This window comes from Nonomuraea sp. N2-4H, from assembly GCF_045291505.1.
Classification (GTDB): Bacteria; Actinomycetota; Actinomycetes; order Streptosporangiales; family Streptosporangiaceae; genus Nonomuraea; species Nonomuraea fastidiosa.
In genome coordinates this window covers 8584184-8595893 of record NZ_CP147987.1, presented here as the reverse complement: position 1 = coordinate 8595893, position 11710 = coordinate 8584184, and the positions used below count along the sequence as shown (strand labels likewise).

The window sequence follows — 11710 nt, the reverse complement described above, 5'->3', positions numbered from 1 at the left end:
GGGGAGCAACATGTACAGGCAGGCTATCGCCGTGCTGACCGCCACGTCCGCCGCGCTGCTCGCGCCCGCCGCGACGGCGCACGCGGAGGACGACCCGGCCGTCACCCGCGCACAGTGCAGCGACATCGACGGCGTCAAGGTCAACGTGTCGCCGCCACCGCCGCTGAGCGGGACCGTGACCACCGACGACGTCCGGGGCCTCATGGAGTCGATCGTCGCCGGCACCTCGCTCGCGGGCTTTTTCGCGCCGGGCGACGCGATCGAATCCGCTACCGCCGGCGAGATCGAATCCGCTGCCGCCGGCGAGGCCGTGCCGCTGTCCGCAGCCGGGCCGACGCCGCTGCCGCCGGTCCCCTCGCCCAGCCTGCCGCCGCTGCCGTTCCCCACACCCACCGCCACGCCGTCACCGACCGTGACCCCGCCGCCGGCGCTGAGCCCTGCGGCGGCCGGAGAGCCCGCCACGCCCTCCTCACGTGTGGAATCCATGCTGGAAGCGCTCGTCGACCGGGCCATCGCCTGCGCCCGCAGCGCGCTGCTCCAGGGCGCGCAGCCGCGTACGCAGGGAGCCTCGCCGCGTACGGCGGAGCCCGAGGCCCGCACGCAGGAGACCGAAGCCCGCACGCAGGAGACCGGAGCCCGCACGCAGGAGACCGAAGTCTCGCCCGTCACCCAGTACTTCGAGGCGCTCGTCACCACCAAGCCGATCTGCCCCGCCACCACCAGGCCCGCTTCCGCGCAGACGTCGGACACCCTGTTCGACGTGATCGGCGTGCCGCGCCTGGTCGACACGGTGCTCGCCAGCCCGCTGTTCTGCGTCCAGCCGGACCAGGTGTCGCAGTCGTCCACCACCGTGTCGGTCCTGGACTCGCTCGGCATCATCCGCGTGTTCGACGAGCTGCTGGCGCTCTGAGCCGGAGGGACTGCCACGTTCGACATCTCCCCCTATGGTGGGGAAATGGAGACCATCGACACCGACCGGCTCACCCTCGTGCCCCTGCTGCCCGAGCACGCCGGCGAGATGGCCGGCGTGCTCTCCGATCCGGCGCTGCACGAGTTCACCGGCGGCTCCCCGCTGACCGCGCTCGAGCTGCGCGCCCGCTACGCGCGGCTGGCCGCGGGTCCGGCCGGCTGGCGCAACTGGGTGCTGCGGCTGCGCGCGGAGGACCGGCTGGTCGGTTACGTGCAGGCGACCGTCGAGGGCCGTACGGCCGAGGTCGCCTGGGTGGTCGGCACCCCGTGGCAGGGCCGCGGCCTGGCCAAGGAGGCCGCCGTAGCGCTGGTCGGGCGGCTCCTTGACGAGGTGGACACGGTGATCGCGCACATCCACCCCGAGCACGCCGCCTCCCAGGCGGTCGCCGCCGCGGCCGGGCTGCGTCCGAGCGGGCGAATGCAGGACGGCGAGATCCGCTGGGAGTTGCAGAACGGGTCTTGAGCCGGTGGCGGCCGGTGGTTTTAATACGCGCGAACCACGCCCCACCCGTTCCCCGCTCAGATGAGGAGTCTCCGTGACCGTCTCCGCAGGTCAAGCCCACTCTCCCAGCGTCGGCGCAGCTGTGTTAGCGCTACCACGTCGCCGTACCACCGCATGAAACTTTCTTTTCGCCCCTTGGGAAAGCGCTTACCACGAGCAAAGGACACCACCATGCGCTTAAGCCTGGCCGCCGCGGCCGCCGTACTCGCCCTGACCGCCACCGCCACCACCGCACCCGCACCCGTGCACGCCGCCTCCGCCAAGCAGATGGAGGACCTCGACCGGGGGCTGATCAGCGTACGCTCCGGGTCCGGCAACCTGGTCTCCTGGCGGCTGCTCGGCACCGACCCCGACGGCGTCACGTTCAACCTCTACCGCGGCTCCACCCGGATCGCCTCCGGGCTGAGCGGCGGCACCAACTACCTCGACAACGGCGCCCCCGCCGACGCCTCCTACACCGTGCGGGCCGTCGTCGGCGGCACCGAGCAGCCCGCCTCACCCGCCTCGATCCGCTTCACCGGCGGCTCCTACCTCGACGTACCGATCCAGCCGCCGTCCGGCGGCACCACCCCCGACGGCGTCTCCTACACCTACAGCGCCAACGACGCCTCCGTCGGCGACCTCGACGGCGACGGCCGGTACGAGATCGTGCTCAAGTGGGACCCGTCCAACGCCAAGGACAACTCCCAGTCCGGCTACACCGGCAACGTCTTCATCGACGCCTACCGCCTCGACGGCACCCGCCTGTGGCGTATCGACCTGGGCCGCAACATCCGCGCCGGCGCCCACTACACCCAGTTCCAGGTCTACGACTACGACGGCGACGGCAAGGCCGAGGTCGCCATGAAGACCGCCGACGGCACCAGGGACGGCCGCGGCACCGTCATCGGCAACGCGAGCGCCGACTACCGCAACTCCAGCGGCTACATCCTGTCCGGCCCCGAGTACCTCACCATGTTCAACGGCGAGACCGGCGCCGCGATGTCCACCGTCGACTACGACCCGCCGCGCGGCAACGTCTCCTCCTGGGGCGACAACTACGGCAACCGGGTGGACCGGTTCCTCGCCGGGACCGCGTACCTGGACGGCGCGCGCCCGTCGCTGATCATGGCGCGCGGCTACTACACCCGCAGCGTCATCGCCGCCTGGGACTTCCGCAACGGCTCGCTCACCAAGCGCTGGACGTTCGACAGCAACAACTCCGGCTCCCAGTACGCCGGCCAGGGCAGCCACAGCCTGTCCGTCGGCGACATCGACCAGGACGGCCGCGACGAGATCGTGTACGGCGCCATGGCCGTGGACGACAACGGCGCCGGCATGTGGTCCACCCGCACCGGCCACGGCGACGCCCAGCACCTCGGCGACTTCGACCCGGCCAGGTCCGGCCTGGAGTACTTCAAGGTCAGCGAGTCCACCTCGCAGCCCGGCTCACTCTACATCGACCCGCGCAACGGCCAGATCCTGTGGTCCACCTCGTCCGGCTCCGACAACGGGCGCGGCGTCGCGGGCGACATCTCGACGGTCAGGGTGGCCAGTGAATTCTGGTCGGCCGCCGACGGCAACCTGCGCAGCGTCACCGGCAACAACGCCGGCCGCAAGCCGTCCTCGATCAACTTCCTCATCTGGTGGGACGGCGACCCCGTACGCGAGCTGCTCGACCAGACCCACATCGACAAGTACGGCACCGACGGCGACACCCGCCTGCTGACCGCCTCCGGCGTCCACTCCAACAACGGCACCAAGGCCACCCCGTCGCTGTCGGCCGACATCCTCGGCGACTGGCGCGAGGAGGTCATCTGGCCCACCTCCGACAACCGCGCCCTGCGCATCTACTCCACCCCCACGCCCACGGACCGGCGCATCTACACGCTGATGCACGACCCGCTCTACCGCGTCTCCGTGGCCTGGCAGAACACCGCGTACAACCAGCCTCCGCACACCGGCTTCTTCCTCGGCGACCGCATGCCCACCCCGCCCCGCCCCGACATCTACGTCCGCTGACTCTCTAACGGGTGGCATGACTCTCTAACGGGTGGCACCGGCGCGTACCGGTGCCACCCTCAGCCGTCTCAGGCGAGGAGCAGGACGCCGAGTGCGGCCAGGGCGGTCACGCGGGGGCGGATGCCCAGGAAGAAGACCACGGCCACACCTCGAGGGCGGGCCATTTTGTCGGTCCCGTACGCCATGATCGGCCTCCGACAGACCCCGTACACCTCTCAAGGAGCGCTCATGACCACCGCCCACGGACCAGGCTGGCACGGCGTCGACTGGCAGGACCTCGCCCTCGTCCGATCCCGTCTCGACGCGGGCGCCGATCCGGAGCAGGGAGTGTTCTCCTTCGAACGTCCCCTTCACATGGCGGCCGAGGACGGTTCGCCCGAAGTGGTCGCCGAGCTGGCCCGGCGCGTCGGCGACGTCGACGCCGAACACGAAGGCCGCACCGCGTTATGGACGGCCGTCTTCCACGACCGCCCCGACAACGCCCGCGCCCTCGTCGCCGCGGGGGCGGACCCGTTACGTCCGATGATGAACGGCTGGTCCCCCGCGCGGCTCGCCCTGATCACCCGCACCCCTGACCTGTTCGGGCCGACAGGCCTCTCACTGACCTCCGCCGAGACCGCCGCCATCGCGGAGGCGCGGCGGCTCCTCGACTCGCTGGAGCCGCAGCTCGACGACGGAGCCAGCATCGCCTGCGTGGGCGGCATCACCGCCGCTGAGGCGGTCCGGCGCCTGGGCCTGGAGCCGGCCGACATCGACCTGGAGGAGGTCTGGGAAGACCCCTGGGCCGAGGAGTACGAATACCTCGTCCGCCTCTCCGACGTGCCGGGCGGCTGCGTCGTCGTCCAGCCGTGGGGCTACCACGCCTCCGACACGGACGTCATCGAGCGCCTGTCGGCCGGCACCGTCTGCTACGCCATGTTCGCCAACCCCAAGAGCGGCGACCAGGGTGCCGTGGCCCGCGACGGCAGCGTCGTCGCCTGGGACACACATCCAGGCGGCGGCTATGTCGAGCCGGAATCCTCGGCCGAGGAGATCCTCGCGACCTACCTCTACCAGGGCGCACCGGTGCCCTACTGCTACGCGGGAGCGGGCCTTCGCCCTGCCGACGCCGACTCCCTCACCGCCGAGACCGCCGAGTGGTACGCGTTCCCAGAAGACTGACGGCCCCGGTGCGTCTGCCCGCGTAGGGGCCGGGTGGCGGGCCCGGCCCCGGCCCTGGGTCGGCCGTGTTCCGGCGCTCCTCGGCGGTAGTCGTTCTCCTCCAGTTCGATGACCCAGGCGCGGCGTTCGGCGATCTTGCCGTCTCGCATGACGAACACCTCCGCGTTCGACATGCGCATCTCGCCGCCCGACGCGCGCCGCACCGTCCCCCTGAGCTCCGTCATGACGACGTCGCCCTGCTCGACCACGCGCACCACCTCCAGGTGGGGCGGGTCGATGAACTCGGGCGGGCCGTCGATGGCCTTGTCGTAGGCGTCCTTGCCGGTCAGGTGGAAGTGGCCGAAGTCCGCTCCTTGGCGTTCGGTATGAGTCATGGAAAGGTCGGAGCGGTCCGGGCGTTCTCGACATCCCTGGACGAGAATGGCGATCAACGGCTCGGCCGTCGGGAGGAGCGGTGCGGATCTGGTTACTCGCGCGGGAGCACAGAGCCATGATGATCGTGCTCCTCGTGCTGACGTCCAGCGCGTGCCTGCTCGTCGCGGGCCTGCCCAGGGCCTTGCAGGCGTCGTACGACGAGGCGCTGCACCGCAAGCTGACCGCCGCGCCCGCCGAGCTGGCCGACCTGACGGTGGCCCAGGAGGTCCGGGCCCGCGAGCACGACCTGCACGAACGCCGCGAGTTCGCCGCCCGCGACCGCCTCTGGCGCGAGGCCCTGCCCGCGCCGCTGCGCCGGCTGGTGTCCGGCGGCCACATGAGCGCCAAGACGCACCTCACGCCGATCACCGGCACGAGCGGCCACGCCTACCTGAACCTGGGCTGGCTCTCCGACGCCGACCGGCGCGTGACCTGGGTCGCGGGGCGGCCGCCCGGCGCGCCGTCGGCGATGCGGTACGAGGGCCGCACGATCCCCGTGTTCGAGGTGGGGGTCGTCGAGGAGGCCCTGAAGGAGATGGACCTGCGACTGGGCCAGACGAAGGTCATCGGTGAGAGCGACTACGCCGCCGCGAAGATCGTCGGCGTCTTCCGCGCCAGGGACCCCGGCGACCGCTACTGGTCGCACAATGTGGACGTCCTGCGCGTACGGAGCCTGCGCCCGCTGGAGAAGCACGTCACCGCGCTGATCTCCGACGCCGGGCTGAGCGCGCTGAGCGGCGAGGGACGCTTCCTGACCTACCGCTGGGTCCTGCCGGTGAACGCGGAGGCCGCCGCCGCGTCGGCCGTGACCGACATGCGGACGGCGGTCGCCGGCTTCGGCCGCGCCGTGGGCCTGCGGTCGAATGGGCTGGTCCATCTCCAGACCGGCCTGCCCAAGCTGCTGCGCGACTTCCTCGCCGCGCTGTCCACCGCGCAGACCGTGATGTACCTGGTGCTCGGCGGCCTCCTCGCGGTCGCGGCGGGCGTGATCGTGCTGGCCGTCCACCTCCTGGCCGAGCGGCTCGAAGGCACGCTGGCGCTGGTGCGGGCGCGAGGTGGCGCGCTGCGGCAGGTGGTCGCCGTGCCCGCCGCGCTGACGGGGATCGCGGTGGTGCCCGCCGCCGCGGCCGGGTACGCGCTGTCCTTCCTCGTGCCGGGCCCCGTGCCGCCGATCGTGCACGCCGGGCCGCCGCTCGTGGTGCTCGCGGCCATCGGGTACGCCGCACTGCGCCCGGCGTTCGTACACCGCCTGCCGCTGCGCGAACGGCGTGACGACCTGGTCGCCGCCCGCCCGACCGCCCGGCGCGTGACGCTGGAGGTGCTGGTCGTGGTGCTGGCGCTGGCGGGGGCGTACCTGCTGCGGGCCCGCGGGCTGGGCGAGGCCACGGGGCAGGATCCGTTCCTGCTGGTGATGCCGGTCGCGCTGACGGTGGCGGTGGCGCTGGTCCTGCTGCGCTGCTACCCGTATCCGCTGCGGCTGGCCGTCCGGTTGGTCGCGCGGAGCCGGGCGGCGGTGCCGTTCCTGGGGCTGACCAGGGCGGCGAGGGCGCGTCCCGCCGGGGTGCTGCCGGTGCTGATCCTGCTGCCCGCGCTGGGGGTGTCGGTGTTCGCGGCGGTGGTCTCCGACGATGTCGCCCGTACGCAGTGGCTGGCGTCCTGGCAGCGCACCGGCGCACCCATCAAGATCACCTCTGACATCGAGATCCCCCAGGACGCGATCGAGCGCGTCCGTACAACCCCAGGGGTGCGTGAGGTGGTGCTCGCGCAGACCGGCGAGGTGCAGATCGGGTACGGCGGCGAGCGTGCCCAGGCCATCGCCGTGGACGTCGCCCAGTGGCGGCGCATCCTGCACGACGCCCCGGTCGGACTGCCCGCCCTGACCGACGGGGTGCTCGTCTCACCGGCCCTCCGGGGCCGGGACACGCTGGAGATCGGCTGGCAGTCCCGGCTGAAGCTGCCCGTGCGCGGCGTCGTCGAGTCCGTGCCCGGCTTCTTCGACGAGGGCCGTTTCCTGGTCGTGCCCATCGGCGTGCAGCTCCGTCCCGCCGTGAACACGCTGCTCATCGACGGGAACGCCGCTCTGTCCGAGCTGGCCCGCCTGGTCCCTTCGGGCACCGTCACGTCCCAGGACTCGGAGCTGGCCGCCATCAGGGACGATCCGCTGACGAGCGCGGTCCGCCGGTCGTTCGTGGTGGTGACGGCCGCGCTGGCGGCGTACGCGCTGATCGCCGTCGTCCTGGCGCTGCTCGTCGGCGCGCCGGAGCGGGCCAGGGCGGTGTCGTTCCTGCGCACGCTGGGGCTGTCGGACCGGCAGGCGCGGCGGCTGACCGTGCTGGAGGTCCTGCCCGTGGTGCTCGTCACCGCCGTGGCCGGGCTGGGGCTGGGCGTGCTGCTGCCGTACGTGCTGGGGCCGGCGGTCGACCTGTCGCCGTACGCGGGAGACCTGCCGGTCGATCTCGGCGGTTAGACGACGAGCGTCGCGGCGGCGGCGCCCCTGCCCCTGACCCGCCGCCGCGCGCGGCTCGCGAGCTGCCGGGTCGCCTCGGGCGCCGGATGACCGCTATGTCCCGGTGCTGCCGTCGATGTGCTCGCGCAGCATGTCGGCGTGACCGTTGTGGCGGGCGTACTCGCCGTTCATGTGGACGTACGCCCAGCGCAGGCACATCGGCCCCCAGCGCGGGCTGTCGAAGATCGCATCCAGCGAGAGTCCCGCGACGGCCTTGCGCGCGGCCTCCTGCTCGGCGACCAGCGCGGCCAGGTCCTCCTCCGCACGCGCGGGATCGGCCTCGTCGAAGGCCGCGTCCGGCTTCTCGGGGCTGCTGTAGAGGCTGGGTATCGGCTCGCCCGCGAAGCGGCGGCGGAACCAGGTGCGCTCGACGTCGGTGAGGTGGCGTACGAGGCCGAGCAGGGACAGCTTGGACGGCGGCAGCGCCCGCTCGGCAAGCTGCTCCGCGGTGAGCCCGGCGCACTTGTGCAGCAGCGTGCCGCGATGCCAGTCGAGGAACCCTTCCAGCATCGCGCGCTCGCCGGCGACGAAGGGCTCGTCGGCACGGGTGACAGGAGGAGCGGTCCAGACCATGAGACCAATCTTACGGCGTCTCTAAATTTAGAGTTACTCTAAGCTTGAGTGCCCCAGGCTTGAGGAGGTTAGCCATGGACGACGTGCGCGCGGCGCAGGCCCGCGTCGATAAGGCCGAGCTGCACGCGAGCCCCCTGGCCGCGGCGTGAGCGGGCTCCGCGAGCTGAAGAAGCAGCGCACCCGTGCCGCGATCGCCGACACGGCCCTTGAGCTGTTCCTGGCCCGCGGGTTCGACGAGGTCACGGTCGCCGAGGTCGCGCGCGCGGCGGGGGTGTCCGACGCGACCGTGTTCAACTACTTCCGCACGAAGGAAGACCTGGTCTTCGAGCGGCTCGACCGGTTCTGGACCCGCCTGATCGCTGCCATCGAGCACCGGCCGGACGGGCAAGGAGTCGTGGACGCCACCGAAGCGTTCCTGCTGGACCAGGAGCCCACGTCGCTGTCGGCCGAGGGCGATGAGCGGCTGGCCGGGATCAGCCGCATGATCGCCGCCAGCCCCGCGCTGCTCGCGCGCGAGCGAGCCTCCTACGACCACGCCGCGACCGCACTCGCCGAGGTGATCGCGCGCACCACCGCGCTGGGCGAGCACGCGGCGACGGCGGCTCACCTGATCCTCGGCGTCCACAAGTCCCTCGTCGCCTACACCCGGGAACAGGTGCTCGCCGGCGCCACCGGGCAGGCGCTCGCGGACCGCGTCGCCGCCCGTACCCGAAGCGGCTACGCCCTGCTCCGCCGAGGTCTCAGCGCATGATCGGAGAGGAACCCGGAGAGTGAAGACGAGCATCAGCGTGACCAACTTCTCCTGGCGCGACGGCACCATGGCCGAACGGCTGGGCGAGATCGCAGAGGCCGCCGACGCGGGCGGCCTGGACGCGCTCTGGGTCGCCGACCACGTGCTGCAGACCGACCCGTACGGCGCCCGCCCGCACGAGACCGAGATGCTGGAGTCCTGGACCACCCTCGGCTACCTCGCCGCGCGCACCTCGCGCATCCGCCTGGGCACGCTGGTCAGCGCGGCCACGTTCCGCCCGCCCGCACTGCTGGTCAAGGCCGTCACCACGCTCGACGTGATCTCCGGCGGGCGGGCCCTGTTCGGCATCGGCGCCGGTTACCAGGCCGACGAGGCGACCGCGATGGGCCTGCCGTTGCCGCCGCTGCCCGAGCGGTTCGACCGGCTGGAGGAGACGCTGCAGATCGCGCTGCGGCTGTGGACGGGCGACACCCGGCCCTACCGTGGGAAGCACTACGCCCTGAACACCCCGGTCTGCAGCCCCCTGCCGGTCTCCCGTCCGCATCCGCCGATCCTCATCGGCGGCACCGGCGAGAAGCGTACGCTGCCGCTGGTCGCCCGCTACGCCGACGCCTGCAACGTCTTCGACACCCCCGACGGCGGCGAGACCACGCGCCGCAAACTGGCGGTGCTGCGAGGGCTGTGCGAAGGGATAGGGCGGCCGTACGAGGAGATCGAGAAGATCATGGCGACCCGGCTCCAGCCGGGCGAGAGCGCCGCCGCCTTCGCGGACCGCTGCGCGGCCTTCACCCCGCTCGGCATCGACCACGTCGTCGTCCTCACCACCGGACCCTGGACCCCCGAGACCGTGGACACCGTCGCCCAGGCCGCGCGCCGGCTCACCTGACCGGAACATCGCGGGCGGCGCTCCACCGGGAGACGTCCTCCGCGCCCGGCAGCACAGCGGCACCGCCTGCACGCCACCGCGGTCACCCCGCAGCGTTCTGCCGCGCCGGCGCCGGTCCGCCGCTTCCCCGGTCGTCGAGTACGAGCGGCGCACGCCCGTTGACGGTGTAACGCACGTGCGTGACGTTCGGTGTGGGAACGACCCCACGGGACGACGGGATTGGGCACGATCCGGTTCAATGCCGATGCTGACCACAGACCACCCGCGCTCCGGTGCCCCGTAGGAGCACTCGAGCTTCGACATGGTGATCATCGTCGCACCTGAGCCGATGGTCGCTCAGTCGGTCACCCGGCAACGCCGAAGGCCGCTCCCGACCTCTCGGAAGCGACCTTCGGCCTGGGTGGGGTGTTCACGAGTTGGTCTGACCAGGTACGGGAGGTAAGCCTTGAAGATCGCTTCCCGCCCGAGGGATGATCGCTTTCCTCTGGCCGTTCCGGCTTGTGACCTCAGCGTGGGTCAGCGACGCAGAATTCGTTGCCCTCCGGGTCTCTCATGATCGTCCAGGAGTCGAACTCGCGCACCATCGATGCGCCGTGCGTGATCAGCCGTTCGACTTCAGCCGACCGGTCGGCGGCGATGAGATCGAGGTGGATGCGGTTGCCGGGGTTTCCAGTCTCAGGGACTTCGCTGAAGAACAGAATCGGCCCAGGGCCGTCCACGGCCACGTTGGGATCGGTCTCGGGTGTTCGGCCCAGGCTGGCGAGCCGTTCGATCTCCGCCTCGTCGTAGGGTCGTACCTCGTATCCGTCCAGCGCTTGTGCCCAGAAGCGGGCCAGCGCAGACGGCCGCTCACAGTGGAACACGATCTCCCGCAATACCGCCATCTATGTCCCTTTCGGCTTGGTGGTCAATTCACACGGAGGAACTACGGGCGCTCACCTGGTCGCACGTCAACCCGGACAGCACACCGCCGTCCATCATGGTCTGGCGCACCGTCCGAGAAGGAGGCGACACCAAGACCAAGAAGTCCCGCCGTACCCTGGCCATGCCGAGGCGCTGCGCGGCTGCTCTCAAGCCCCACCGTGAACTTCAGGACGAAGGCGGCAGGCGACCGCCGGCAGGACACATAGACACTCAGGTAGTCACCCAGGAACGCAGAAGGCCGCTTCCGATCTCTCGGAAGCGGCCTCTGGCCTTGTGGAGATGAGGGGATTTGAACCCCTGACCCCTTCGATGCGAACGAAGTGCGCTACCGGACTGCGCTACATCCCCAAGGACTCGACTAGATTACCAAACCCCAGAGGGTCCTCGCGCCATCCTTTTCAGTCGCCCACCGCTCTCTTCGGCGGCTGGGCGTACTGATCGAAGAGGACGTCCTCATGCACCGGGGTGAAGTCGATGACCTCGGCCTCCGCTTCGGCGGCGGCGCGGCGCTGCTCGCGCAGCCGCCGCTGGCGCTCGGCGCGCGCCTGACGGGCGCGTTCGCGGCGTTCCATGTCGACTTTCACCGCGATGCGCAGGAACACGATGTACGTCAGCATGATGACGACGGACGGCGCCACCCCCCACCACGGGATCACCTTGACGGCGGCCGTCACGATGGAGGCCAGCACCAGCAGCGTGGTGAAGAAGAGCAGGCGCCGCCGGCGGGCCACGATGATGGCGCGCCGCCGGAGCCGGAACTGCCGGACGTCGACCTTCTCGATCTCGACGGGCGGTGCGCCGTCGTCCTCGTCGTGGTCGGACGGCGCGAGGTTGTCGAGATCGGGCAGCTGGTGCTCGCCGGTGTAATACTCTTCGAGCTCGGCGAGCTCCTGAAGGTTCGCCTTGTCTCTGCGCAGCCACATCGGAATGAGGACGCAGAGCCACATGACGACGATGGCCAGATAGAGGAGGACGGGGCTCACGACCACCTCCGGGCAGCACAAAGACGCGGTCGTGCTCGTC

The 11710-nt window shown here is 71.1% G+C and carries 11 protein-coding genes and 1 tRNA gene; 7 read left to right on the top strand and 5 right to left on the bottom strand.

Annotated features, from left to right (window positions below):
* Window positions 1-10: 10 nt before the first annotated feature.
* The 4 genes from WBK31_RS39810 to WBK31_RS39795 all read left to right on the top strand — a co-directional run bounded on the left by WBK31_RS39810 (window position 11) and on the right by WBK31_RS39795 (window position 4633).
* Window positions 11-910, top strand: coding sequence for a hypothetical protein (locus WBK31_RS39810; protein ID WP_406674086.1), 900 nt, complete (start codon window positions 11-13; stop codon window positions 908-910).
* A gap of 45 nt (window positions 911-955) precedes the next feature.
* Complete coding sequence (locus tag WBK31_RS39805; RefSeq protein ID WP_364069548.1) at window positions 956-1432, top strand: GNAT family N-acetyltransferase; 477 nt, start codon at window positions 956-958, stop codon at window positions 1430-1432.
* Between the two features lie 210 nt (window positions 1433-1642).
* The gene (locus WBK31_RS39800) at window positions 1643-3472 is read left to right on the top strand and encodes a rhamnogalacturonan lyase (RefSeq protein WP_364069546.1); all 1830 of its coding nucleotides are present in this window, start codon (window positions 1643-1645) and stop codon (window positions 3470-3472) included.
* Between the two features lie 228 nt (window positions 3473-3700).
* Window positions 3701-4633 carry an ankyrin repeat domain-containing protein gene (locus WBK31_RS39795; RefSeq protein WP_406674085.1) on the top strand — a complete coding sequence of 311 codons (933 nt, stop codon included), beginning with the start codon at window positions 3701-3703 and terminating at the stop codon, window positions 4631-4633.
* Here the strand turns inward: WBK31_RS39795 and WBK31_RS39790 are convergent.
* Window positions 4549-5007, bottom strand: a complete 459-nt coding sequence (locus WBK31_RS39790) for a nuclear transport factor 2 family protein (RefSeq protein ID WP_378785304.1) — start codon at window positions 5005-5007, stop codon at window positions 4549-4551. The genes WBK31_RS39795 and WBK31_RS39790 overlap by 85 nt on opposite strands.
* A 116-nt stretch (window positions 5008-5123) precedes the next feature.
* On the opposite strand from WBK31_RS39790, the gene WBK31_RS39785 reads away from it, so the two are divergent.
* Window positions 5124-7514: an FtsX-like permease family protein gene (locus WBK31_RS39785; RefSeq protein WP_406674084.1), complete on the top strand. Its 2391-nt coding sequence runs from the start codon at window positions 5124-5126 to the stop codon at window positions 7512-7514.
* Between the two features lie 93 nt (window positions 7515-7607).
* On the opposite strand, the gene WBK31_RS39780 is transcribed toward WBK31_RS39785, so the two are convergent.
* On the bottom strand, window positions 7608-8126 hold the full coding sequence (locus WBK31_RS39780; protein WP_378785312.1) for a DinB family protein: 519 nt from the start codon (window positions 8124-8126) through the stop codon (window positions 7608-7610).
* 145 nt (window positions 8127-8271) lie between these two features.
* Between WBK31_RS39780 and WBK31_RS39775 the strand changes: the two genes are divergently transcribed.
* Both WBK31_RS39775 and WBK31_RS39770 read left to right on the top strand, forming a co-directional pair.
* Entirely contained in the window at window positions 8272-8877 is a 606-nt protein-coding gene (locus WBK31_RS39775; RefSeq protein WP_406674083.1) for a TetR/AcrR family transcriptional regulator, read from the top strand.
* 19 nt (window positions 8878-8896) lie between these two features.
* Window positions 8897-9763, top strand: a complete 867-nt coding sequence (locus WBK31_RS39770; RefSeq protein WP_406674082.1) for an LLM class F420-dependent oxidoreductase — start codon at window positions 8897-8899, stop codon at window positions 9761-9763.
* A 506-nt stretch (window positions 9764-10269) separates the two neighbouring features.
* On the opposite strand, the gene WBK31_RS39765 is transcribed toward WBK31_RS39770, so the two are convergent.
* From WBK31_RS39765 to WBK31_RS39755, 3 genes are all read right to left on the bottom strand, one after another.
* Entirely contained in the window at window positions 10270-10647 is a 378-nt protein-coding gene (locus WBK31_RS39765; RefSeq protein ID WP_364069532.1) for a VOC family protein, read from the bottom strand.
* Window positions 10648-10961: 314 nt separating this feature from the next.
* Window positions 10962-11035, bottom strand: a tRNA-Ala gene (locus WBK31_RS39760).
* Window positions 11036-11085: 50 nt separating this feature from the next.
* On the bottom strand, window positions 11086-11670 hold the full coding sequence (locus tag WBK31_RS39755) for a hypothetical protein (protein ID WP_364069530.1): 585 nt from the start codon (window positions 11668-11670) through the stop codon (window positions 11086-11088).
* Window positions 11671-11710: the final 40 nt, after the last annotated feature.